The organism is Bradyrhizobium sp. CCBAU 65884 (genome assembly GCF_028128835.1).
Taxonomy (GTDB): Bacteria; Pseudomonadota; Alphaproteobacteria; order Rhizobiales; family Xanthobacteraceae; genus Bradyrhizobium; species Bradyrhizobium ottawaense.
In genome coordinates this window covers 109,476-132,778 of the sequence record NZ_LBJU01000124.1, presented here as the reverse complement: position 1 = coordinate 132,778, position 23,303 = coordinate 109,476, and the positions used below count along the sequence as shown (strand labels likewise).

The window sequence follows — 23,303 nt, the reverse complement described above, 5'->3', positions numbered from 1 at the left end:
GGGCTTTAGCAGGGGGCCTGGTGAGCGCACGCGCAGCACGACGCCGGACATTGCCGGGCTTCGGTCTCACCATGGGACTGACGCTTTCCTGGCTGTCGATCATCATCCTGATTCCGCTCGCCGGGCTGTTCCTGAAATCGCTCGAGCTCAGCCCCGAGCAATTCTGGAACATCCTCTCCAGCCGGCGCACCCTGAATGCCCTGCGGGTTTCCTTCGGCCTCGCGTTCGCGGCGGCCTGCGTCAACCTCGTCATGGGCAGCATCATCGTCTGGGCGCTGGTGCGCTACCGCTTCCCCGGCCGGCGGCTGTTCGACGCCATCGTCGACGTGCCCTTCGCGCTGCCGACGGCGGTCGCCGGCGTCGCGCTGACCGCGCTGTTCGCCGAGAAGGGCTGGCTCGGGGCGCCGCTCGCGGCGCTCGGCATCAAGGTGGCGTTCACGCCGGTCGGCATCTTCGTCGCCATGATCTTCATCGGCATTCCCTTCGTGGTGCGCACGGTGCAGCCGGTGCTGCAGGATCTCGACCCTGAGATCGAGGAGGCCGCGGGCAGCCTGGGCGCCAGCCGCTGGCAGACCATCATCCGCGTGATCCTGCCCTCGCTCGCGCCGGCGCTGCTCACCGGGCTCGCGCTCGCCTTTGCCCGCGCGGTCGGTGAATATGGCTCGGTGATCTTCATTGCCGGCAATCTGCCTAATGTCTCCGAGATCGCGCCGCTCTTGATCGTGATCCGGCTGTCCGAATTCCGCTACGCCGACGCGACCGCCATCGCTGTGGTCATGCTCGTCGTCTCCTTCGTCATCATTTTCGCCGTCAACCGGCTCCAGCGCTGGGCGCGGAGCCGGATCCCGGCGCGCTGAGGAGGATGCGATGACGATGCAGATCGCAGACTCCGTGTCGCTCTCGGCTCCCGACGCCAAGGCACGTGCGAAGGCACGGGCACATGCGGCGGCGGCGCAAGACAATTTGCGCACCGAACCGCGCGCGGTGCGCATCACCATCATCGCGCTGGCGATGATCTTTCTTTCCGTCTTCGTCGTGCTGCCGCTGGTGGTCGTGTTCGCGCAGGCCTTTTCGAAGGGAATCCTCGCCTATCTCTCCGCGCTCGCCGAGCCGGAGGCGTTGGCCGCGATCAAGCTGACGTTGATCGTCGCGGCGATCTCGGTCGGCCTCAACCTTGTCTTCGGCCTCGTCGCCGCCTGGGCGATTGCAAAATTCGATTTCCCGGGCAAGACCTTCCTGATCACGCTGATCGACCTGCCGTTTTCGGTCAGCCCGGTGATCTCCGGTCTCGTCTTCGTGCTGCTGTTCGGCGCGCAGGGTTATTTCGGCGGCTGGCTCAGGGATCACGACATCCAGATCCTGTTCGCCGTGCCCGGCATTGCGCTCGCCACCACCTTCGTGACCTTCCCGTTCGTCGCGCGCGCGCTGATCCCCCTGATGCAGGAGCAGGGCACGCAGGAGGAGGAGGCCGCGGTTTCGCTCGGCGCTTCGGGCTTGCAGACCTTCTTCCGCGTCACCCTGCCCAACATCAAATGGGGCGTGCTCTATGGCGTCCTGCTCTGCAATGCGCGCGCGATGGGGGAGTTCGGCGCGGTCTCCGTCGTCTCAGGCCATATCCGCGGTGAGACCAACACGATGCCGCTGCTGGTCGAGATCCTCTACAACGAATACCAGTTCGTCGCCGCCTTCGCGATCGCCTCGCTGCTGGCGATGCTGGCGCTGATCACGCTGATCGCAAAGACGGTTCTCGAACGTCACCTCGACGAAGGAGACGACGCAAGTGACCATTGAAGTCAAGAATCTCGTCAAGAAGTTCGGCAGTTTTGCCGCCCTCGACGGCGTCGACCTCAAGGTCGACAATGGTGAATTGCTGGCGCTGCTCGGTCCGTCAGGCTCCGGCAAGACCACGCTGCTGCGGATCATCGCCGGCCTCGACTGGCCTGATTCCGGCGAGGTCTCCTTCAATGGCGAGGACGCGCTGGCGCAGGGCGCGCGCGAGCGGCATGTCGGCTTCGTGTTCCAGCATTACGCGCTGTTCCGCCACATGACCGTGTTCGAGAACGTCGCCTTCGGCCTGCGCGTGCAGCCGCGCGCGGTACGCAAGGACGAAGCCGCGATCCGGGCGCGGGTCAAGGAGCTGCTCGACCTCGTTCAGCTCGACTGGCTCGCCGACCGCTATCCGAGCCAGCTCTCCGGCGGCCAGCGCCAGCGCATTGCGCTCGCCCGCGCGCTCGCGATCGAGCCGCGCATCCTCTTGCTCGACGAGCCCTTCGGCGCGCTCGATGCCAAGGTGCGGAAAGAACTGCGCCGATGGCTGCGCTCGCTGCATCACGAGATCAACGTCACCTCCATCTTCGTCACCCACGACCAGGAGGAGGCGCTCGAAGTCGCCAACCGCGTCGTCGTCATGGACAAGGGCAGGATCGAGCAGATCGGCTCGCCCGACGACGTCTACGAGACCCCGGCGACGGCCTTCGTGCACGGCTTTATCGGCGAGTCCATCGAACTGCCGGTTCAGGTCGAAGGCGGCGTGATCAGGCTGGGTGACCGGCCGCTCACCCTCGCGGCGGACGGGCTTGCGCCTGGCGCGTCAAAACTGTTCGTGCGGCGACATGACATGCTGGTCGGGCCCCCCGGCAGCGGCGCCTTCGAGGGCGCGGTCCAGCACGTCCGCAATTTCGGTCCCGTGCAGCGCGCCGAGGTCGCATTGTCGGGCGGCGAGACCATCGAGATCGACGCCCCCCGCGACAAGGAACTGCGCGCCGGCGACACCATCGGCCTCGAGCCGCGCCGTTACCGGATATTTGCGGGCTAACGCTCTGTCATTCCGTGGCGATGCGAAGCATCGAACCCGGAATCTCGAGGTTATGGCGCGAGAGTCTCAGGTGCGCGATTGCGCACCACAGTTCAGCGCTACGCGCTGCCCCGGAATGACAGGAACGATTTCTTCAAAATTCACCTTTCAGCCACGGTTGGTATGCAACAACGGCCCCTCATTCGGGGGCTTTACATGCGCGCTGCGGCCGCAATTCTCATCACTTTGCTGCTTGCCGGCTGTGCCGGCAACGAGGCACCGGTCCAGCAGCCGTCCATGTATGCCGATATGGCGGTCCCGGGCTCCAAGCTCGATGCGCAGGCGGCAGCCATCATGATCTCGCAATACCGCCAGAACAATGCCCTCGGCACCGTCGTCATCGACCCTGATCTGATGCGGCTCGCCGAATCCCAGTCCCAGGCTATGGCTGCGGCCAACAAGATGGATCACGACGTCCGCGCGCCGCTGGCCAAGCGCCTTGCCACCGGCGGCTATCCCGCCACCGTTGCCGTCGAGAACGTCTCGGCCGGCTATCATACGCTGGCGGAAGCGTTTTCCGGCTGGCGCGATTCGCCGCCCCACCGCGCCAACATGCTCAAGGGCGGTGTCACAAAATTGGGCATCGCGGCGAGCTATGCTCCCGGCACCAAATACAAGGTGTTCTGGACCATGATCCTGGCCTCGACCGAGCCCCGATAAGCCAGACTTGATCCGGGATGCATTGACGCCGCGGCGGAGGGTCGCCACGGTGGCTCGCCTTTTGCTATTGTTCCTGCATGACCGATCATAGCCCTGAATCCGCCAGCATCCCCGCGAATGCGCAACGCGTCCTGGTCCTTCAGGGCGGCGGCGCGCTTGGCTCCTATCAGGCCGGCGCCTATCAGGCGCTGTGCGGCCACGGTTTCGAGCCGGAATGGGTCGCCGGCATCTCGATCGGCGCGGTCAACGCCGCCATCATCGCCGGCAACGAGGGCCCGACGCGCGTCAAGCGGCTCAAGGAATTCTGGGAGATGGTCTCCGCGCCGGTGCCGTGGAAACCGATCGGCAAGAGCGACCACAGCCGCGAGCTGTTCAACTCGACCAGTGCCGCGCTGATCGCGACCTTCGGCGTGCCCGGCTTCTTCACGCCGCGGATACCGCCGGCGCCGCTCTGGCCGCCCGGCAGCCCGCAGGCCGAGAGCTATTACGACACCGCACCGCTGAAGAAGACGCTGGAGCGTCTGGTCGATTTCGACCGCATCAACGATTTGAAGACGCGCCTGTCGGTCGGCGCGGTCGGCGTCACCTCCGGCAACTTCAAATATTTCGACAATTACGAGTTCAAGAAGCTCGGCAAGACCATCGGCCCCGAGCACATCATGGCCTCCGGCGCGCTGCCGCCCGGCTTTCCATCCGTGACGATCGAGGGCGAGCATTATTGGGATGGCGGCATCGCCTCCAACACGCCGCTCGACTACGTGCTCGACGCCGAGGTCGATCGCGACATGCTGATCTTCCAGGTCGACCTGTTTTCCGCGCGCGGCGATCTGCCGACCTCGCTGCTGGAGGCCGCCGAGCGCGAGAAGGACATCCGCTATTCCAGCCGCACGCGGATGAACACCGACAAGAACAAGCAGATCCACAACGCCCGCAGGGCGGTGCGCGACCTGATCGGCAAATTGCCGGATTATCTCAAGAACGATCCTTCCGTCGAATTCCTGGCGAAGGTGTCGCGCGAAAGCACCGTCACCGTCGTGCATCTGATCTACCGCAGCAAGAACTACGAATCCTCGTCCAAGGATTACGACTTCTCGCACGTCGCCATGGTCGAGCATTGGGAGGCCGGCGTGCGCGACGTGCATCTGTCGATGCGCCACAAGGACTGGCTCGAGCGGCCGCAGTCCGGTGAGACCATGGTGACCTACGATCTCACGGGGGACGTCACCGCGCCCCCGGCAAAAAGGAGCGAATAGAATGGGTAGTCTGTCAGGCAAGAATGCCGTCGTGACCGGGTCCACTAGCGGCATCGGGCTCGCATACGCACGCGCCTTCGCCGCCGCCGGCGCCAATGTCGTCATCAACGGCTTCGGCACGCCGGAGGACATTGAGAAGGAGCGCGCGAAGATCGAGGCGGACTTCAAGGTGAAGGCGATCTATTCGCCCGCCGACATGACCAAGCCGGCCGAGATCGCCGGCATGATCGCGCTCGGCGAGAAGACCTTTGGCTCGGTCGACATCCTCGTCAACAATGCCGGCATCCAGTTCGTCTCGCCGATCGAGGAGTTTCCGCTCGAGAAGTGGGACCAGATCATCGCCATCAACCTGTCCTCGGCCTTCCACGCCATCCGTGCCGCCGTGCCCGGCATGAAGAAGAAAGGCTGGGGCCGCATCATCAACACGGCATCGGCGCATTCGCTGGTCGCCTCGCCCTTCAAGTCGGCCTACGTCTCGGCCAAGCACGGCATCGCAGGCCTGACCAAGACCGTGGCGCTGGAGGTCGCGACGCACAAGATCACCTGCAACTGCATCAGTCCCGGCTACGTCTGGACCCCGCTGGTGGAGCGGCAGATCCCCGACACGATGAAGGCGCGCAATCTGACGCGCGAGCAGGTCATCAACGACGTTCTGCTCGACGCGCAGCCGACCAAGGAGTTCGTGACGTCCGAGCAGGTCGCCGCATTGGCGCTGTTCCTGTGCGGCGATGATGCCGCCCAGATCACCGGCACCAATCTCTCGATCGATGGCGGCTGGACGGCGGAGTAACGGCTCGATGCCGTAGGGTGGGTTAGCCCTGCAGATACGCGAAGCGTATCTGCAGGGCGTAACCCACCACTTCTGTCACAGCGGAAACCAAAGAGGTGGGTTACGCCTTCGGCTAACCCACCCTACGAAACCGAGAACGAAGCGTCCGCTGCCGCTTAATGCGTCCAGGCCAGCGCCGTCACGAACGCCGACGACAGGTTCAGCTCCGCAAACATGATCTTGCCTGCGACCACGAACAGCACGCTGGCAAGCGTCAGCCGCAGCACCGTCTCCGGCACCCGCGTCGCGCTGTAGCTGCCGATGATGATGCCGGGCAGCGAGCCCATCAGCAGCACGCCCATCAGGGCCCAATCCACGTCGCCGAGCGCCCAGTGCCCGATGCCGGCGACCAGCGTCAGCGGCACCGCATGGGCGATGTCGGAGCCGACGATGGTCGCCATGGGCAGGCGGGGGTAGAGCAGCAGCAGCACGGTCACGCCGACCGCACCGGCGCCCACCGACGAAATCGACACCAACACGCCGAGCACGATTCCGGTGACGACGGTGGCAATCGCGGTGGTGCGCTCGTCGACCTGTTCGAGCCGGCCGCGATAACGCTCCATGATCGATTTGCGGAAGATCAGCGAGGTCGCGGTCAGCAGCAACGCAAAGCACAGCACCAGATTAACCAGGCTGCGCTCGGAATCGCTTCTGAGGTCGAGCTTCCACAGCACCAGCAGCGTCACTGCGCTCGCGGGAATGCTGCCGCAGGCGAGCCGCAGCACCGCCGGCCAGTGCACGCTGCGCGACCAGCCATGCACTACGCTGCCGCCGGTTTTGGTGGCGGCGGCATAGAGCAGATCGGTGCCGACCGCGGTGGAGGGATGAACACCGAACAGCAGGATCAGCAGCGGCGTCATCAGGGAACCGCCGCCCACGCCGGTCATCCCGACGAGCAGGCCGACGCCGAAACCGGAGGCGACGTAGAGTGGATCGATCATGTCTGGAGAATCTTAGGTTGATCTCGTCGGTTGAGCAATACGACGTAGAATAAACTTTCCCTGGGGCGCAACCGCTTGGGCGGAATAAGAAAAATTGTGCTGCGTGTCGGAAATGGAGAGGTGTTTCCGGTTGTTCCCAGGCGCACTGCGAAACAGTCGTTCCCCACGGGAGTGAGCAAGGGCGGCGCCGTAGTACCTATTTACCAAACGCCAGCACGTGCAGCCCCAACCGCTGTCGCACGATCCAGAACAGCAGCACCGTCTCGAAGGTGAGCGAGATCGAGGTCGCGGCCGCGGCGCCGTGGCCGCCGTAGCGCGGCACGAGTGCGATGCAGAGCACGAGGTTCATCACGAAGGCCAATGCATAAGCGAGCGCACAGATCTTCTGCTGGCCGAGCATGTTGAGCAGCCGCTCGACCGGTCCGATCGCGGAGCGCACCACGAGCCCGATCGCGGCGACGAACATGATGTCGTAGCCGACCACGAATTGCGGCCCGAACAGCCAGAGCAGCGGCTTGCCGAGCGCGAGCAGCACGATGGTCGCCGCCAGCGACGGCCAGAACGTCCAGTTGATCGCATGCGCGACATAGGCCGACAGGCGTGCCTTGTCGCCGCTGGCGTTGTATTCGGCGAAGCGGTGCGCCGTAGTCGCCGACATCGCGTAGTGGATGAACGAGACCAGCGCCAGCGTCTTTACCACCGCGAAATAGACGCCGACCTCGTCGGAGGGGCGGAACTGCTGCAGCACCAGCACGTCGGTGTAGGACAGCAGCAGGTAGAAGCTCTCGACCAGCAGGATCGGCAGCGAGACGGCGAGCCAGCCGCCGATGTCATAGGTCTTGGGGCCGGGCGCGATATGGTCGGCGAGCTTGCGGTTCAGCACCACCATCTGCCCGGTCATCGCGACCCACACTGCGCCGGCGCTCGCGACCATCGCGGCGACGGCGCCGAGATGGTAGCCGAGCAGGAAGGCGCTGGCCGTGATGCCGATGATCAGCCCCTGGCGGATGATGAATTGCGGCATCAGGCCGAGCTGCATCCAGTCATGCGAGCGCGCGATGCCGTCCTGGGTGTTGGCGACGACGAAGGCGGGCAGCGTCATGCAGCCGATATAGAGTGGCAGTACCTCGGCCGGGTCGATCCAGGGCGACAGCAGCCTGACGATGCCGGCAAGGGCGAGCGAGACCAGCGTGGACACCGCAAAGGTCAGCCAGCGGCTGCCGGAGAGAAAGCCGCGCAGCAGCGCCTGCTCGCCGCTGGCGCGATACTCCGGAATGATTTTCTGCGCCGAGGCCGAGATGCCGAAATCCATCATGCTGCCGAGCAGCAGCACCCAGGTCCAGACATACACGTAGATGCCGTAGTCGGACGTGCCCATCCAGCGCGCGAGCAGGACCTGCGAAACATAGGCAAGGCCTGCGCTGATGACCCGGATGATGAAGATGGTGCCGGCCAGCCGCCGCGTCAGCGATGCCTCGCTCGGGCCGCCCGTCAGCCTGGCCCGCAGCCGCGCGATTAGCCCGGCCGGTCCGGTCGTTGCAGGTTCTGCATCCATCACGGCCAATTAAAGTCCCCAGGCTACCGCATGACGCAGGCTTGCTGCGGTGGCCCTGGGGCTTAGCAACCATTCGTTAAGATTCGGTTGGGTGGCGTTCCATACTCGGTGTCGACCCGGACGAGCGAAGCGAAGATCCGGGACCCATAACCCCGAGAAGAAGTTGTGGGCGAGCTGGTCACTCCGAGTCTTCGCCAAACCACGCCTGTGGCCATGGGTCCCGGATCGGCGCGCGCTGAGGCGCGCTTGTCCGGGACGACAGCTGAAAGTGGGGCGCGAGCCGTGCAACTTCCTCGCGCTAACCGGTACTCACTCCAAATTCGTATTGAACTCGTACGCCTTGTCCGGCCCGACCAGCGTGAATTTCAACGCCGCGCCGTCCGGCTTGGCGCCCGGCGGCAGGCCGTCGAGCTCGAACGAAAAGCGCTTCACGCCAGCCGGGTTGTCCTTGACCGGAGCCGGAATCGGCAGCGCCCAGTCGGGCGTCGGACCTTCCACGAACAGATTGACCTCGCGCGCATCCGGCGTGACCACGTCGACCGTCACCTTGGTGGCGCCGTCGCGCTTGACGTCGCGGATGGTGAGTGGATTGGGATCGCCGATATTGGCGGGCTTCGGCACGGTGTCGAGGGCCGCACGTAGATTGGCATCCTCGGTCGAGGCCACGCTGTTGAAGCCGAGCTCGGCGCTGGCCTCGACCGGAATGCAGAGTTTTTCGCACACCGCGTAATTGATCTCTGCGCGCAGGGTCACGGGCTTGTCGGCCGCCTTGGCGACGATGCGCAGGGGCAGCACGATCTGGTTGTGATAGCCGATCGAATGGCCGCCGGCGCCGTCGTTGAATTTCAGCGGCGCAGGCCACATCACCGTCACCGCCTCGACATTGTCCGACTTGGAAAAATCGAACCGCGGCGGGACACCGGAATCGCCGGGGGAGCGCCAATAGGTCTTCCACCCCTGCTGGAGCTGGATGGCGATACCGCCGAGCAGGACGGCGCCGCTGCGCGATCCCGCCAATAGCCGCACCGCGGAATGTCCGTCGCGCTGCCACGGCGAAGCGTCATCGGCCCGGGCTACGATGGCCAGCGACGACGCAAACAGGGTTGTCGCGACGCCAATCGCCGCACGTAGGGGAACTCTTGTGAGCATGGCACGTCTTTACAGGGTCGCCCTGAGGCAAACCATTGAATTGCTTGTGATGGATGCACTTGAATCAAGTCTCTGCAAGCCTTGATTTGACAGCGGCCCGGCCCGACATCAGGATAGGAATTGAAACCGGAGTGCTTAACCGATGGCTCCCACAGGCAAGAGGACGGGCGAAAGCACCCGCAGCGCGGGACCCGTGCTCCCTAATTCGGCCGGTTATCTCGACGGCCGGCTCTTGATCGCGATGCCGGTGATGGGCGATTCCCGCTTCGAACGCTCGGTGATCTATCTCTGCGCCCATTCGGCGGAGGGAGCGATGGGCATCATCGTGAACCACCCGGCTGGCAGCATCGACTTCCCCGAACTCTTGCAGCAGCTCGGCATCATCAAGAAGGGCGAGCACATCAAGCTGCCGGAGAATGCCGAAAGCATGAAGGTGCTGCGCGGCGGCCCGGTCGACACCGGGCGCGGCTTCGTGCTGCATTCCAGCGACTTCTACATCGAGAACGCGACGCTGCGGATCGACGACGGCGTCTGCCTCACCGCGACCGTCGACATCCTGCGCGCGATCGCCAACGGCTCCGGCCCCAAGCATGCCATTCTCGCGCTCGGCTATGCCGGCTGGGCGCCGGGCCAGCTCGAGACCGAGATCCAGAGCAACGGCTGGCTGCATTGCGATGCGGATGCGGATCTGATCTTCGGAGACGACGTCGACGACAAATACGGACGCGCCCTGCGCAAGATCGGCATCGACCCCGGCATGCTGTCGAACGAGGCCGGGCACGCGTAGCTGGCTAGTAGCTGTTGCAACAACCTCCCGTGTCGTCCCGGACAAGCGGAGCTTCTGGCAACGCGTAGCGTTGTCCAGAACGGAGCGCAGATCCGGGACCCATAACCCCCGGGCGGTATTATAGCGTGGGATCTTAACTCCGAGTCTTCGTCAAACCACTGCCTGTGGTTATGGGTCCCGGATCTGCGCTTCGCTTTGCTACGCTTGTCCGGGACGACGGCCGAATTTGTGGCTACTCCAATGCCACTCACTCCGCTGCCTGCTGCTGCACCGTCGGCTCCGTCCCCGCCACCGTCGCGCGGCGCATGTCGCGAGGTTGCGACTGGTCGTAGCGGCGGACGCGGTGCATGGTCTGGCGGTTGTCCCACATCACGAGGTCGTGCAGCTTCCATTTGTGGACGTAGACGAACTCTCCTTGCGTTGCGTGCTCGTTGAGATCGCGCAGCAACAGGCGGCCCTCGGGCACGCTCATGCCGACGATCTTGCCGGCATGCGATGACAGATACAGCGACTTGCGGCGATGCACGGGATGCGTCCGCACCAGCCTTTGCAGCACCGGCTTGAACATCTCCTTCTCATCCTCGGTGTATTCGGTGAAGCCGAGCGATCCCCGCGAATACATCAGCGAGTGCTCGCAGATGAGATCGTCGATCTCCGCCTTGGTGTCGTCGTCGAGCGCGTCATAGGCGGCGCGCATGTCGGCGAATTCGGTGTTGCCGCCCTTCGGGTTCACGACCCGCGCCGACAGCAGCGAGAATTTTGCAGGGATGGGCCGGAACGAGCTGTCGGAGTGCCACAGGCAATTGCCGAGGTTGAACAGATTGGCGCGGCTGTCCTTCGGCAGCGGCTTGCCGTCCTTGCCGAGGTTGGAGACGTCGTTCAGGCCCGAGTTGAGGCGGTATTCGCTGGCCTTGGTAATGTTGCCGCCACGCGCATCCTCACGCTGACCAAAGTTCAGCGCAAAGGCCATCTGCTGCTCGTCGGTGATGTCCTGGTCGTGGAAAACCAGCACCGCGTATTTGTCCATGGCGGCCTCGACCTCGCGCGCCTCGACCTCGGTCAGAGGCTTTCGCAAATCGAGGCCGGAAACCTCGCCGACAAAATGCTTCTGAAGCTGCCGGATGGCGATCGTCATGGCGTTTTCTCCCGCATGTGCGAGCGGTTGGCCCCGCTCTGTCGGCGAAAAAGCTACTCTCGCACTCGCCGTTGTCAACGCTCGGCGCGCATGGCTCTCACGCGTTGCGCGCCATCAGACCGCCGTCGACCGGGATCACCGCGCCGGTGAGGAAGGACGCCGCCGGCAGGCACAGGCTCAGCGTCATATGCGCGACCTCCTCGGGATCGCCGTAGCGGCCGAGTGCGGTGCGGCGCTTGGCGTAGATCGTCTTGTGCTCCTCCGAGATGCGGTCGGTGATTGCGGTGCGGATCGGACCCGGGCAGATGCAGTTGACGGTGATGCCCTCGCGGCCGAGCTCGACGGCAAGCGAGCGCGTGAGGCTCGCCACGCCGCCCTTCGCCGCCGAATAGGGGCTATGCAATGCGGTGGCGCCGAGGGCCTCGGTCGAGGCGATGTTGACGATGCGCGGGCTCTTCGATTTGCGCAGGTAAGGCAGTGCCGCGCGGATGATGCGCGGATGCGCCGTCAGCATCACGGCGATGCCCTTTGCCCAGGCGTCCTCATAGGCCTCGTCGTCGATCGCGACGCGCACGGAGATGCCGGCATTGTTGACGACGATATCGAGCCCGCCGAAATGTGCCGCGACATCATTCACCACGCGCTTGATCTCGGTGCCATCGGCGACGTCGAGCTTCCAGGCTTTTGCCGAACCGCCGCTCGCGGCGATCTCCTTCGCGACGGCGAGCGCGCCTTGCTCATCATAGTCGGTGACGGCAACGTTCGCGCCCTCCGCGGCGAACACGTAGGCGGTGGCGCGCCCCATGCCGCTGGCGGCGCCGGTGACGAGAACGGTCAGGCCCTTTACGGACCGGCTGAGCCGTTTGAACTCGGACATGCTGTTTCCTCGCGCCCTGCTTGTTCTTGTTATGATTGACAAGGCTGGCATCGATCCGCAGACAGGTCAAACAAGCAAGACAAGAGGGGAGGCCGCGATGGCGAACGAGCTCGATTTCTCAGGCAGGCAGGTGCTGGTGGTCGGCGGTTCCAGCGGGATCGGCAACGGCATCGCGCAAGCGTTTCGCACGAGGGGCGCGCATGTCGCGGTTTGCGGCACGCGTGCGCAGCCAAAGGATTATTCGATCGAGGAAGGTTCTGACCTCACGGGCCTGTCTTACGCGCAGCTCGACGTCAGCAACCCCAGTGCGATCGAGGCATTCAAGCCGTCCTTCGAGCGGCTCGACGTGCTCGTGCTGGCGCAGGGCGCCGTGCTCTATCGCCGCGGCGAATTCGAGATGAGCGGCTTTCGCAAGGTGGTCGAGGTCAATTTGATGAGCCTGATGGCCTGCGCCACGCGATTTCATTCCATGCTGCGGGATGCGAAGGGGTCGCTGATCATGGTGTCCTCGACCGCGGCCTATCATTCCACCATGGGCAATCCCGCCTATAACGCCTCGAAGACCGGTGCGGTCGGATTGACGCGGACGTTGGGCGAGGCCTGGGCCGAGGATGGCATCCGTGTCAACGGCATCGCGCCGGGACTCGTCGACACCAAGATGACGAAGGTGACGACCGACAATCCCAAGCGGCTCGAAGGCGCACTATCACGCATTCCGCTGCGGCGCCTGGGAACGCCGGCCGACATGGCCGGCGCGGCCCTGTTCCTGGCCTCGCCGCTGTCGTCCTACATCGTCGGACAGACGCTGGTCGTCGATGGCGGGCTGATCCTGTAGATGGGGTGAGCGCAGCGATACCCGGGAACGGTGTAAGCAAAGTCCCGGATGTCGCGGAGCCTGTCATCGGGACGGCGCTTCGCGCCGATCCGTTGGCTTATCCGGGCTGCGCACTACGCCTTCTACACTTTCGTCATGATTTGGAACTGCGCCGCGCCTGATCGGTTACTTCGGCTGACCACCGAGGAGGATCATCATGGACACGGATCGGATTGTTGGATCGGCCAAGGAATATGCCGGACGCGCGGAAGGCGCGGTCGGAGACATGGCAGGCGATGCGAAGACGCAGGCATCGGGCAAGGCGCGGGAAGCCGCGGGCACGGTGCAGAATCTCTACGGCCAGGCCAAGGATGCCGTACGCGAGGCCGGCGAGACTGCGGCTGACTACGCCAAGGACGCCTACGACAACAGCGGCGAGACTCTCCGCGATGGTACGCAGGCATTGTCGAAGAAGGTGCAGGACAATCCGCTCGGCGCGCTGCTGGTCGCCGGCGGCATCGGTTTCGCGCTCGCGCTTCTGATGTCGCGACCTGCACGCCGTCCGCCGACGCGCTGGCGCTATTAGGATTTGTGACCAAGTCCCGTAACTAACGCCCGAACTCTCGTGCCCCGGACGCAATGCGGCCTAGGCGATGCGTAGCATCGTCCGGCAAAGCCGCATTGCTGAGCCGGGGCGCGTTCTTTTGTAAGTGCCGCTCAAACTGGATCCCGGCTCTGCAGCAACGTTACACGCTGCTGCTCGTTCGGGACACGCGAGCAACTCCGGGAAGAGCAACTCCGGGAAGAGCAACTCCGGGAAGAGCAACTCCGGGAACTACCGGAACATCTCCGCCGAGCGCCCGACGCTGCCGGGCGGACGCGGAATCCCTGGATTGGAGTTCGGATTTGGGTTGCGCGGCGCAGGCGCCAGTTGACGCGGTGCTGGCGCCGGCTGCGGAGAGCCGAAGCCGAAGAAATCGCGGAACGACGGCTGGGCCTGTGCCGGCTGCTGCACCACCGGCGGCTTCTTCGGCGCGAGCCTTGGCGGCGCGATCGCCGCGGCTGCGCCCGGCGATGCGGAAGGCGCGCCGCCGTCGGGCGTTGTCGCGGCCATCGGCGTATCGCCCTTGGCCTGCTCGCGGCCGACTTCGCGGCGCGGCCAGGCATAATCGTCGGCCCGGCCGGCTGGAGCGGCCAGCGGCTCGCCCTTCACCATCGTCTTCGCAGCCAGCGCATCGACGGCGGCGGGACGCGAGCCCGGGCCGCCCAGCAATTGATCGGTCGAGATCGAGGCCGCAACCAGCGGCACGATCGGCCCCGCCAGCGGCCGAGGTGTGGGCTTGCCAGGCTCGGCGCTGGTGTCGGGCGTCGCCGGCTCGCTCGGCAGCGCGATCGGACCGGAGCGTCCTGCCAGCAGGCGCGTGATCTCGCGCTCGACGTAATGCGCGAGCTTGCGCGCGCCGGGCTTTGTGAAGAAGACGCCGTCAGAGCTGCGGAGCTGACGGATCTGGCCTTCGAAGTCCGGACCCTTCTGGAGGAAGCGGCCGGCCTCGTCGACAAACCCGTCCCAGACGTCGACATAGGTAATGCCGGCCTTGGCCGCGCCTTCGCGATAGAGCGAATCCAGGAACAGCATGTCCGCCGTGCCCTTCTGGCCGCGGATGGCGGGAAGGCCGACCCACAGCACCGGCACTCCCTTGGCCTTGAGGACGCCGGCGAGCTCCTCGATCTTCTTGCCGTAGAGCTCGACCCAGCGGTCGTCGCGGAATTCGTAGAGGCCGTTCGGATTGCGAGCCGTCTTTTCGGGCGCGGCCGCCGGCGTGTCGGCATTGTCGGCGTCGTCCTGCGGCAGATCGGCATCGGCAGGCTTGTCGTCGGGCTTGGCGGCGGTGTCGTTGCCGGGCTTGGCGTCCCCCGGCTTCGCCGGCGGTTTGGCCCGCGCGCCCTTGTCGTTCTTCTTGTCCTTGTCTGCGGCGGCCTTGTCCGTCTTGTCGGCGGCGGGCTCGCGGATCGCGCTGCGGTCATTGAGGCCCAGCATGACGACGATCACGTCGGGCTTTTCAGTCTCGAGGATGCCCCTTGCAGCAGTCGTCCAATCCGCGGGCTCGCCGCGCGGCTGGTACTTGATCAGGCCTGACGTGGTCTTGTGCTTGCGGATCACGCCCATGTCGGGCTGCTCGGTGTAGGCGTCTTCCAGGCCATAGGCGAGCCAGTCGGCCATGGCGTCGCCGATCACCAGCACGTTCTTCTCAGGGATGGTGTCGCGCTTGGCTGGCGCCGGCGCGCGCGAAAAATCCTGGCGTGGCGCCTGCGGCTGTTGCTGCTGGAACGGCGTGAAGAAGTCGCCGCCGAACCAGCCGCCGCCTCCGCCACCGCCCCGTTGTGGTGGCGGAGCCGAACGCTGCGGCGGGCCGCCGAAGCCGGGGAAGTTGAAGAACTGCGCCGAGGCAGGCCCTGCGACCGAGACCAGAATCGCAAGCGCCGTCCCCAGCGCGATCAACGGGCCGGTCTCGGTCAGCGCCTTGAACAGGGACTTCGGCTTCGACATGCGATCTCGGGCCAGCGCAATGGGGATCGGAGGTAGCTCAATATAATAACGGAATCAGGCGCCAAACGGGCAAATTCCGTTGCAGATTCTTGAACCCATACACCGGGGAACAGCCGCCTACGTCAAGGCTGCCTGCCAAAATCCCCGTTCAGGGTTACTTTCGGCGCGATTTTACCGTCCGCGCAGCCGTTCCAGTGCGTCCGAGGAGGCAAAACCGTCCGCGGGCACTCCGATCGAGGCCTGGAAATTGCGCAGGGCTTCCCGGGTCTGGCCGCCGAACTGGCCGTCCGGGGTGCCCTTGTAGAAGCCGCGCTGGGCCAGCAGCTGCTGCAACTCCAGCCGCTCGGTGCGCGACAGCTCGCGCTCCTGCCGCGGCCAGGGCTGCACGAAGGGCTGCCCTCCGCGCAGGCGGTCCGCGAAATGGCCGATCGCCAGCGCATAGGCCTCGGCCGGGTTGTATTTCATGATGACGCGGTAATTCTGCAGCATCAGGAAGCCGGGCCCCTGCGCGCCGGCGGGGGCCAGCAGATAGGCTTTCTCCGCCGGATGCGGGAACGGCTGGCCCGTCGCCCGCTTCAGCCCGAGCTTCTCCCATTGCGCGATCGTCATCGCCTTGGCGCGGTCGGCCAGCATGTAGTTGAAACCCTGGGGCACCACGACCTCAAAGCCCCAGGTCTGACTGGCCTGCCAGCCGTCCTTCTTCAGGTTGTTGGCGGTCGATGCGATCAGGTCGGTCGGATTGTCGACGACGTCGCGCCGCCCGTCGCCATCGCCGTCGACAGCAAAGCGCTTGAACGCGGTCGGCATGAACTGGGTCGGGCCGAACGCGCCGGCCCAGGAGCCGCGCATCTGCTCCGGCCTGAGGTCGCCGCGGTTGAGGATCTCCAGCGCGGAGAGGAACTCGTCCTTGAAATAGGCCTGGCGGCGGCCGATGCAGGCGAGCGTCGCGGTCGATTGCAGCACGCTGCGATCGCCCATCTGCGTCGAGTAATTGGACTCGATGCCCCAGATCGAGGCGATGATGTAGCGGTCGACGCCAGTGGCCTTTTCGGTGGCGTCGAACTGCGCCTTGTACTTGGCGAGGATCTCGCGGCCCTTGGCGAGGCGGTTGTCGTTCACGAGGATGTCGAGATAGTCCCAGATCGATTTTGTGAACTCCGGCTGCGAGTCCATCAGGTCCATGATGCGCAGATCGGGTGAGAGCCCGGCCGTGAAGCGCTGGAAGTTTTCCTGGGTGATGTTGCGCCGTGCGGCATCGGGCCACATCGCGGCAACGCAATTGCTGAAATTGTCGGCGGCCTCGCGGATCGCCGCGGCCGTCATCAGCGGATGGCCGGAAGCCCCGTCCTCACCGCTCCAGGGGAGAGCGCCGCCGGGACCGGGCGCAGGTTGCGAGGGCGCAGCGTTGGGGCCCGAGAAGATGCCGCCGAACAGATTGGACAGGCCGTTCTGCGCCTGGGCGTGCGCGCTGACGGGCAGCAGCAGAGCGGCCGCGATCATCGCCGCGCCGGTCACGGATCCCGCCCGTCTTGCCTGCCCTGCCACCAATTGCATCATGTCCCACCCATCGGCCTTCCAAAAATCTGCCATCAGGAGGCCCGGTTACGGTTGCCAATAGCTTAACAAAGGTGAAATTTTGGTGGCGGCCTTTTTCTTAACTCTGCGCGGGTGAGGCCCCACATCCGCCTTTGTTGGCGGCTGCAAACAGGCTAGCAAGATGCCATTGCTCCGTTCCGCCGTTCCCATGTGCCCCCAGGTATTCGATCAATCACATGAAAATTCGCAAAGCCGTATTCCCCGTCGCCGGCCTCGGCACCCGTGTCCTGCCCGCCACCAAGGCGATGCCGAAGGAAATGCTGACCATCGTCGACAAGCCGCTGATCCAGTACGTCTATGACGAGGCGAGGGAGGCCGGCATCGAGCACTTCATCTTCGTCACCGGCCGCAACAAGAATGTCATCGAAGATCACTTCGACCGGATGTTCGAGCTCGATGCGACGCTCAGCCAGCGCGGCAAGAAGGCCGAGCAGGAGATTTTGGCGCAGAACCAGCCTGAAGCCGGCGCCGTCAGCTTCACCCGCCAGCAGGCGCCGCTCGGCCTCGGTCACGCGGTCTGGTGCGCGCGCGACATCGTCGGCGACGAGCCGTTCGCCGTCGTGCTGCCCGACGAGCTCGTGCTCAACTCGCCCGGCTGCCTCAAGCAGATGATCGAGACGGCCTCGACGCTCGGCGAGAAATCCAACCTGGTCGCGGTCGAGGCGGTGCCCGACCATCTCACCCATCAATACGGCATCTGCGGCGTCGGCAAGCGCAACGGCAAGATGTTCGAGGTCGACGGCATGGTCGAGAAGCCGGCCAAGGGCACCGCGCCCTCCAATCTCTCGATCACCGGCCGCTACATCCTGCAGCCTGAGATCTTCAAGATCCTCGAGACACAGGAGCGCGGCGCCGGCGGCGAGATCCAGCTCACCGACGCCATGATCGGCCTTGCCAAGTCGCAGAAGTTCTACGGCGTCGAGTTCGAGGGCGAGCGCCATGATTGCGGCTCCAAGCCCGGCTTCCTCCGCGCCAACATCGCCTACGGCCTGAAGCGCCCGGAGCTGCGGGACGGGCTGATCGCGGAGATGAAGAAGTATCTGGGGCAGTAGTCGCTACACTCTCGGTGTCGTCCCGGCGAAGGCCGGGACCCATACCGCGTGATTCATCGATTGCAGTCGGTAGCAGTACCGAACTGCGAGTCTTCGCCAAACTCTTCCCTGTGGCTATGGGTCCCGGCCTTCGCCGGGACGACACCGGGGATGTGGCGCGCGGCTCCGCTTACAACACTCACGCCACCAGCGACAGCTTCGGCAGGCTCGCAACCACGGACTGATTGCGTCCGCCCGCCTTCGCCGCATAGAGCGCCTTGTCGGCGGCGGCGACCAGGATCGCCCAGTCCATGCCAGCGGTGGGAACGAGGCTGGCGACGCCGCAGGAGACCGTCAACGTCACCTCGTCGTCAGACCAGCCCTGCACCTTGAGGCGGATCGTCTCGGCGACCTTGAAGGCGTCGGTCGCAGACGTGTTGGGGAGCAGCACCGCGAATTCCTCGCCGCCATAGCGCGCGGCGCAGTCGCCGGCCCGGCTCACCGAATCGGAAATGCAGATGGCGATGCCGACCAGCACCTGGTCACCGGCCTGATGGCCGAACGTGTCGTTGTAGGCCTTGAAGTGATCGGCATCGATCATCAACAGCGCGACCGGCGCCTTCTGCCGCATTGCGCGCCGCCATTCGACGTCGATGACGGTATCGAACTTGCGGCGGTTCTTCAGGCCGGTGAGCGCGTCGGTCGTCGCCATCTCCTCGAGCTTGCGCTCGGCCTCGGCGCGGCGGCCGATCTCGCGCGCGAGCACCAGCGTCGATCCCAGCACGAACAGCGCGAGCGCCAGCACCACGGCGCCGATGCGATACGCCTCCTTCTGCCAGAGCGCGAAAACCGCAGTCAGCGGCTTGCCCGCCACCACGAACAGCGGCCCGTTGTCGGCGCTGCGGACATAGAGCCGCGGCGTCGGATCGACCGGGCCCTTTCCCGAATAGGAGGTGCCGACCGGGAGATTGTCGGCCTTCCACGTCCGGCGGTCGTTCAAATTGGTGCCGATGATGTCGAGATCGAATGGCCGCCGCATCATGATGGTGCGGTCACGCCTGAGCACGGTGATGGTGTCTTCAGGATCGAGATTCAGCCGCTCGAACAATTCGTGGAAATAGCTGAAGCGGATCGAGCCGGCGACGACGCCGAGGAAGCCGCCGTCGGTATCGCTGATGCGACGGCTCAGCACGATCGCGTAGGCGCCGCGGAACAGCATCGGGCGGCTGATGAACAGCCCGACGTCGGGATTGTCGCGGTGAACCCTGAAATACTCCTCCTCGCTCCGGTTCTCGGGGAGGGGATCGAGCGTGGAAGCGTCGATGGCCAGCCTGCCCTCGGCGTCGAACACCTGGATGGCGCCGAAATGCCTCGCCGTCGTCGCATGATCGAACAGGATCAGGTGACGGATCGGCTTCGACACGGTCGCGAGCTCGGGCAGCAGCATGTTGCTGGCGACCGCCTTCAGCGCCAGGTCGTAGATCTCGACGTTGCGGCTGACGTCGGACTGGATGGTGGTCGCGAGGTTCTCCAGCGTCTGGCGGGCAAGCGCCTCCTCGCCCCGGCGCATGTCGAGCATGACGTTGACGCAAATGGCGGAAAAGCCGATCACCGTCACCACGGACGAGATGATCAGCAGCTTCGCCGAAATCCGCCACGGCCGGCGGGCCATGACTTCGCGCCATCCAGACAGCATCGCTTGCTCCCGATCCCCATAGTGGATGCGCCCGAAATCTTGAGTAGTGTTTAAGGTGGAACAGCGCTGCCGTAGTGAGTTAAGAATCGGTTTACGCCGCTCACGGTTTTGGGCAGCCCGCATGTGAGCGGGCTCATTTGAGCAGGTTGGGGTTCGGACGAGAGGACAATTGTGAACGACTACGACGCGTTGCGCGACTATCTGCTGCGGCAGAAGCAGGCCGAATTCGTCCTGAGCTTCGAACAGATCGAAGAGATCATCGGCGCGGCCCTGCCGCGCGCGGCCAATCGGGCCTCATGGTGGGACAGCCTGCGCAGCCCCGACATCCAGATGCCGCAACGCGAAGCCTGCCTTGCTGCCGGGTTCAAGGCAGTGCGGATGCCGGACGGCCAGAGCGTGCGGTTCACGAAGATGAAGAAGGACGGGCGGCGGTAGCGGCGGAGCACCCGATCAGGTGGGTGAAGGTCTCTCCATGTCCAACAGTATCGTAGGGTGGGCAAAGCGAAGCGTGCCCACCACTTCTTTGCGGTGCCGGATCTATGGTGGGCACGACGCTTCGCGCCTTTGCCCACCCTACGATACCGGACGCGCGGCGAGTTCAGCTCGCCGCTTCGAGCCGCACTTCGGTCAATAGCCGCATCGCGGCGTCCGCGTCCATCGGCTCGCCGAAGGCAAAGCCTTGCGCGTATTCGCAGCCCATCTGGTAGAGCTCGACCGCGTCGGAATCGGTCTCGGCGCCTTCGGCGACCACATCCATGCCGAGATCATGCGCGAGCGCGATGATCGACTTCAGGATCACCGGGCGCGTGCCGCGATTGGTGGTGCGCACGAACGACTGGTCGATCTTGATCGTGTCGAACGGGAAGCGCTGGAGATAGGCCAGTGACGAATGACCGGTGCCGAAATCGTCGAGCGAGAGCCCGGTGCCGAGCTCGCGGATCCGCGTCAGCATCTGCGCTGCGTGCTCTGGATTCTCCATCACCAGCGATTCCGTCAATTCCAGCTTGAGCGTGCCGCGCGCCACCGAGGAGCGCGACAGCACGGTGCGGATGTCGTGGATCAGATCGTGGCGCAGCAATTGCCGCGAGGAGACGTTGACCGAGGCGAAGATCGGCTCGCGTGAGCGCATCGCGCGCTGCCAGATCGAGAGCTGCTTGGCGGTCTGGTCCAGCACGAACATGCCGAGGTCGACGATCAGGCCGGTCTCTTCGGCGATGGTGATGAACTCCGAGGGTGCCATGCGGCCGAGCTTCGGGTGATCCCAGCGCACCAGCGCCTCGAAGCCGGCGACCGAACGATCTTCCAGCCGCACGATCGGCTGGTACAGGATCGTGAGTTCCTGCCGCTCGATGGCGCGGCGCAGCTCGCTCTCCAGCGTCAGGCGATCGGTCTTCCGCGCGCGCATCGCGGGCTTGTAGACGTCGATGCGGTCGCCGCCGATGCGCTTGGAGTGATACATCGCAAGCTCGGCATCCTTGATGATCTCGTCCGTGAGCTGAACCTGCGGATCAGAAAGGGCGAGACCGATCGAGGCCGTGAGAAAAATCTCGCGATCGTTGAAGGCGATCGGCGCCCGGATGGTCTTGCGGATGGTCTCGGCGAAGGCGGTGATGCGGGCCGGGTCCTGCTCCGAGAGCAGGATCAGGCCGAACTGGTCGCCGGCAAGCCGCGCCAGCGTGTCCTGCGGCTTCAGGATGCGGGTGAGGCGGCGGGCCAGCGTCAACAGGATGGAATCGCCGACCGCGATGCCGACGGAATCGTTGACCTGCTTGAAGCGGTCGAGGTCGATCACCATCAGCGTCGGTCGCAGCGTCGGCATGGTCTTGGCGAAATGCGCCACCGCACCCAGCCGGTCCATGAACAGTTTGCGGTTGGGCAGGCCGGTGAGGTTGTCATGCACGGAATCGTGCAGCAGGCGTTCCTCGGCGTTGCGCAGCTCGGTGACGTCGGTGAGCGTGCCGACCACGCGCGAGACCTCGCCGTCGGAGCCGACCACCGGCCGCGCCTTCAGCGCGAACCACATGAAATGGCCGTCCGGGGTGCGCAGGCGGAAATCCTGCACCAGGCGGCCGCGGCGCTGGTCGAGCACGCTGTCGAGCGCGGCGCGGAAACGATCCTGGTCGAGCGGATGCAGCACCTCTAACCAGGAGGCCGCGGGCCCTTCGAGCGTGCCGCGCTTGAGGCCGAGCAGGGCTTCGGTTTCGGGGCTGGTGAAGACCTTGTCGGCGGAGACGTCCCAGTCCCAGATCAGATCGCCGGAGCCGGCCAGCGCCAGTGCGCGCCGCTCGATGTCGGAGACCACGCCGGTGGTGGCGCCGCCGCCGGCAAAAGCGTGCTGCATCACCGTGAACCCGATCAGCATCACGATCAGCACGAGGCCGCCGAGCAGGGCGGGACCGACGATGTCGTTGGTCACGGAACCCGCGACCGTCATGCCGGCCGCGACCACCCAGACCACCAGCAGGAACCAGGTCGGGATCAAGAGCACTGCGCGGTCGAAGCCGTGGGTGGAGAGATAGACGATCAGCGCGAAGCCCGCGAAGGCGATCAGCACCAGCGAAATGCGCGCGATGCCGGAGGCCACCGCCGGATCGAACAGGGCCAGCGCCACCAGCGACCCCAGGAACGCGAGCCAGCCCACCGTGATGTGCGAATAGCGCACATGCCAGCGGCTGAGGTTGAGATAGGCGAACAGGAACACGAGCAGCGTGGCCGCCAAAATCGCTTCACCCGCCGCGCGCCAGATGCGCTCGGCGTTGTTCGACATGTCGAGCACCTTGCCCCAGAAGCCGAAATCGACGCCGATATAGACCAGCACCGCCCAGGCCAGCGCCGCGGCGGCCGGGAACATGATGCTGCCCTTCACCACGAACAGAATGGTCAGCACCAAGGCCAGCAGGCCCGAGATGCCGATCACGATGCCCTGGTACAGCGTGAACGAGTTGACCTTGTCCTTGTAGGCTTCAGGCTCCCACAGATAGAGCTGCGGCAGCTTGTCGGTGCGCAGCTCCGCGACGAAGGTGATGACGGCGCCGGGGTCGAGCGTGACGCGGAACACGTCGGCGGTCGGGCTTTCCTGCCGCTCAGGCCGGTCGCCGGTCGAGGGCGTGATGGTCGCGATGCGCGACAGGCCGAGGTCGGGCCACAAGAGCCCCGAGGAGACGATACGGTAGTGCGGGGCGACGATCAGGCGGTCGAGCTGGTCGTCGGTGTTGTTGGCGAGCGCGAACACCACCCAGTTCTGGCCTCCCTCGCGGGCGCGCACCTCGATGCGGCGGACGATGCCGTCGGTGCCCGGCGCGGTGGAGACCTGGATGCGATCGGCATCGCTGCGCTGATGCTCGAGCACGCCGGTGAGGTCGATCGCGGGCGCGTCACTGCGGACGCTGACGGCGTCGAGCGCGCGCGCGGGATGCGCGGCGACAAGAATCATGAGGCCCAGCGCGATGGGCGCGAGGCACCTGATCAGACGCAAGGCCAGTTCTCCGCGTTCGACGCAAACTCTTCAGGTGAAGACGATTTCAGACCGGACGGAAACCGTTCGGTGCGTCGCGATAGATGCCACGAAAGCAAGGAAA

Annotated in this window: 20 protein-coding genes; 11 read left to right on the top strand and 9 right to left on the bottom strand. The window is 65.1% G+C overall.

From position 1 onward, the window contains the following. The first annotated feature begins 20 nt into the window (after positions 1-20). The 6 genes from cysT to XI03_RS25510 all read left to right on the top strand — a co-directional run bounded on the left by cysT (position 21) and on the right by XI03_RS25510 (position 5,557). The gene (gene cysT, locus XI03_RS25535) at positions 21-857 is read left to right on the top strand and encodes a sulfate ABC transporter permease subunit CysT (RefSeq protein ID WP_081494297.1); all 837 of its coding nucleotides are present in this window, start codon (positions 21-23) and stop codon (positions 855-857) included. A gap of 10 nt (positions 858-867) precedes the next feature. Beyond that, on the top strand, positions 868-1,791 hold the full coding sequence (gene cysW, locus XI03_RS25530) for a sulfate ABC transporter permease subunit CysW (protein ID WP_038950062.1): 924 nt from the start codon (positions 868-870) through the stop codon (positions 1,789-1,791). Then, on the top strand, positions 1,781-2,815 hold the full coding sequence (locus XI03_RS25525; RefSeq protein WP_028142060.1) for a sulfate/molybdate ABC transporter ATP-binding protein: 1,035 nt from the start codon (positions 1,781-1,783) through the stop codon (positions 2,813-2,815). Before cysW ends, XI03_RS25525 begins: the two co-directional genes overlap by 11 nt. A 195-nt stretch (positions 2,816-3,010) precedes the next feature. Next, complete coding sequence (locus tag XI03_RS25520; protein ID WP_018318739.1) at positions 3,011-3,514, top strand: CAP domain-containing protein; 504 nt, start codon at positions 3,011-3,013, stop codon at positions 3,512-3,514. A gap of 77 nt (positions 3,515-3,591) precedes the next feature. Then, positions 3,592-4,767 (top strand): patatin-like phospholipase family protein, encoded by a 1,176-nt coding sequence (locus tag XI03_RS25515; RefSeq protein WP_271593640.1) that lies wholly within the window; start codon positions 3,592-3,594, stop codon positions 4,765-4,767. A 1-nt stretch (position 4,768) separates the two neighbouring features. Further along, positions 4,769-5,557 (top strand): 3-hydroxybutyrate dehydrogenase, encoded by a 789-nt coding sequence (locus XI03_RS25510; protein WP_028142057.1) that lies wholly within the window; start codon positions 4,769-4,771, stop codon positions 5,555-5,557. A gap of 155 nt (positions 5,558-5,712) precedes the next feature. On the opposite strand, the gene XI03_RS25505 is transcribed toward XI03_RS25510, so the two are convergent. The 3 genes from XI03_RS25505 to XI03_RS25495 all read right to left on the bottom strand — a co-directional run bounded on the left by XI03_RS25505 (position 5,713) and on the right by XI03_RS25495 (position 9,241). Then, entirely contained in the window at positions 5,713-6,537 is an 825-nt protein-coding gene (locus XI03_RS25505) for a sulfite exporter TauE/SafE family protein (RefSeq protein ID WP_028142056.1), read from the bottom strand. A 196-nt stretch (positions 6,538-6,733) separates the two neighbouring features. Further along, the gene (locus tag XI03_RS25500; protein ID WP_442869739.1) at positions 6,734-8,101 is read right to left on the bottom strand and encodes a flippase; all 1,368 of its coding nucleotides are present in this window, start codon (positions 8,099-8,101) and stop codon (positions 6,734-6,736) included. Between the two features lie 300 nt (positions 8,102-8,401). Further along, positions 8,402-9,241, bottom strand: a complete 840-nt coding sequence (locus XI03_RS25495) for a protein-disulfide reductase DsbD domain-containing protein (RefSeq protein ID WP_271593639.1) — start codon at positions 9,239-9,241, stop codon at positions 8,402-8,404. A 142-nt stretch (positions 9,242-9,383) separates the two neighbouring features. Here XI03_RS25495 and XI03_RS25490 point away from each other — a divergent pair, with 142 nt between their 5' ends. Then, positions 9,384-10,028, top strand: a complete 645-nt coding sequence (locus XI03_RS25490) for a YqgE/AlgH family protein (RefSeq protein ID WP_028142053.1) — start codon at positions 9,384-9,386, stop codon at positions 10,026-10,028. A 247-nt stretch (positions 10,029-10,275) separates the two neighbouring features. On the opposite strand, the gene XI03_RS25485 is transcribed toward XI03_RS25490, so the two are convergent. Next, complete coding sequence (locus tag XI03_RS25485; RefSeq protein WP_038971369.1) at positions 10,276-11,163, bottom strand: TauD/TfdA dioxygenase family protein; 888 nt, start codon at positions 11,161-11,163, stop codon at positions 10,276-10,278. A 97-nt stretch (positions 11,164-11,260) separates the two neighbouring features. Then, positions 11,261-12,040, bottom strand: coding sequence for an SDR family NAD(P)-dependent oxidoreductase (locus tag XI03_RS25480; RefSeq protein ID WP_028142051.1), 780 nt, complete (start codon positions 12,038-12,040; stop codon positions 11,261-11,263). A 97-nt stretch (positions 12,041-12,137) separates the two neighbouring features. On the opposite strand from XI03_RS25480, the gene XI03_RS25475 reads away from it, so the two are divergent. Further along, positions 12,138-12,875, top strand: a complete 738-nt coding sequence (locus XI03_RS25475; RefSeq protein ID WP_271593638.1) for an SDR family NAD(P)-dependent oxidoreductase — start codon at positions 12,138-12,140, stop codon at positions 12,873-12,875. Between the two features lie 196 nt (positions 12,876-13,071). Beyond that, positions 13,072-13,440: a CsbD family protein gene (locus tag XI03_RS25470; protein ID WP_028142049.1), complete on the top strand. Its 369-nt coding sequence runs from the start codon at positions 13,072-13,074 to the stop codon at positions 13,438-13,440. A 249-nt stretch (positions 13,441-13,689) separates the two neighbouring features. Here the strand turns inward: XI03_RS25470 and XI03_RS25465 are convergent, their stop codons facing one another. Together XI03_RS25465 and XI03_RS25460 are read right to left on the bottom strand one after the other, a co-directional pair. Then, positions 13,690-15,402 carry an SGNH/GDSL hydrolase family protein gene (locus XI03_RS25465; protein WP_271593637.1) on the bottom strand — a complete coding sequence of 571 codons (1,713 nt, stop codon included), beginning with the start codon at positions 15,400-15,402 and terminating at the stop codon, positions 13,690-13,692. Positions 15,403-15,573: 171 nt separating this feature from the next. Further along, entirely contained in the window at positions 15,574-16,959 is a 1,386-nt protein-coding gene (locus XI03_RS25460) for a lytic murein transglycosylase (RefSeq protein WP_271593669.1), read from the bottom strand. A gap of 215 nt (positions 16,960-17,174) precedes the next feature. Here XI03_RS25460 and galU point away from each other — a divergent pair, with 215 nt between their 5' ends. Next, a complete protein-coding gene (gene galU, locus XI03_RS25455; protein WP_271593636.1) occupies positions 17,175-18,050 on the top strand; it encodes a UTP--glucose-1-phosphate uridylyltransferase GalU in 876 nt (291 codons plus the stop codon). Between the two features lie 178 nt (positions 18,051-18,228). Here galU and XI03_RS25450 read toward each other — a convergent pair whose 3' ends face one another. Then, the gene (locus tag XI03_RS25450) at positions 18,229-19,725 is read right to left on the bottom strand and encodes a sensor domain-containing diguanylate cyclase (RefSeq protein ID WP_271593635.1); all 1,497 of its coding nucleotides are present in this window, start codon (positions 19,723-19,725) and stop codon (positions 18,229-18,231) included. Positions 19,726-19,896: 171 nt separating this feature from the next. Here XI03_RS25450 and XI03_RS25445 point away from each other — a divergent pair, with 171 nt between their 5' ends. Then, positions 19,897-20,160 (top strand): DUF7662 domain-containing protein, encoded by a 264-nt coding sequence (locus tag XI03_RS25445; RefSeq protein WP_026202061.1) that lies wholly within the window; start codon positions 19,897-19,899, stop codon positions 20,158-20,160. A 163-nt stretch (positions 20,161-20,323) separates the two neighbouring features. Here XI03_RS25445 and XI03_RS25440 read toward each other — a convergent pair whose 3' ends face one another. Beyond that, positions 20,324-23,200, bottom strand: coding sequence for an EAL domain-containing protein (locus tag XI03_RS25440; protein ID WP_038974849.1), 2,877 nt, complete (start codon positions 23,198-23,200; stop codon positions 20,324-20,326). Between the last annotated feature and the right edge of the window lie 103 nt (positions 23,201-23,303).

What these genes read in the sequence shown, in the direction of transcription:
- XI03_RS25490 (WP_028142053.1), top strand. Translation starts at nt 9,384, where the DNA reads ATGGCTCCCACAGGCAAGAGGACGGGCGAAAGCACCCGCAGCGCGGGA.
- XI03_RS25505 (WP_028142056.1), bottom strand. Translation starts at nt 6,537, where the DNA reads ATGATCGATCCACTCTACGTCGCCTCCGGTTTCGGCGTCGGCCTGCTC.
- XI03_RS25515 (WP_271593640.1), top strand. Translation starts at nt 3,592, where the DNA reads ATGACCGATCATAGCCCTGAATCCGCCAGCATCCCCGCGAATGCGCAA.
- XI03_RS25510 (WP_028142057.1), top strand. Translation starts at nt 4,769, where the DNA reads ATGGGTAGTCTGTCAGGCAAGAATGCCGTCGTGACCGGGTCCACTAGC.
- XI03_RS25470 (WP_028142049.1), top strand. Translation starts at nt 13,072, where the DNA reads ATGGACACGGATCGGATTGTTGGATCGGCCAAGGAATATGCCGGACGC.
- XI03_RS25480 (WP_028142051.1), bottom strand. Translation starts at nt 12,040, where the DNA reads ATGTCCGAGTTCAAACGGCTCAGCCGGTCCGTAAAGGGCCTGACCGTT.
- XI03_RS25495 (WP_271593639.1), bottom strand. Translation starts at nt 9,241, where the DNA reads ATGCTCACAAGAGTTCCCCTACGTGCGGCGATTGGCGTCGCGACAACC.
- XI03_RS25475 (WP_271593638.1), top strand. Translation starts at nt 12,138, where the DNA reads ATGGCGAACGAGCTCGATTTCTCAGGCAGGCAGGTGCTGGTGGTCGGC.
- XI03_RS25450 (WP_271593635.1), bottom strand. Translation starts at nt 19,725, where the DNA reads ATGCTGTCTGGATGGCGCGAAGTCATGGCCCGCCGGCCGTGGCGGATT.
- XI03_RS25465 (WP_271593637.1), bottom strand. Translation starts at nt 15,402, where the DNA reads ATGTCGAAGCCGAAGTCCCTGTTCAAGGCGCTGACCGAGACCGGCCCG.
- XI03_RS25460 (WP_271593669.1), bottom strand. Translation starts at nt 16,959, where the DNA reads ATGATGCAATTGGTGGCAGGGCAGGCAAGACGGGCGGGATCCGTGACC.
- XI03_RS25485 (WP_038971369.1), bottom strand. Translation starts at nt 11,163, where the DNA reads ATGACGATCGCCATCCGGCAGCTTCAGAAGCATTTTGTCGGCGAGGTT.
- cysW (WP_038950062.1), top strand. Translation starts at nt 868, where the DNA reads ATGACGATGCAGATCGCAGACTCCGTGTCGCTCTCGGCTCCCGACGCC.
- XI03_RS25520 (WP_018318739.1), top strand. Translation starts at nt 3,011, where the DNA reads ATGCGCGCTGCGGCCGCAATTCTCATCACTTTGCTGCTTGCCGGCTGT.
- galU (WP_271593636.1), top strand. Translation starts at nt 17,175, where the DNA reads ATGAAAATTCGCAAAGCCGTATTCCCCGTCGCCGGCCTCGGCACCCGT.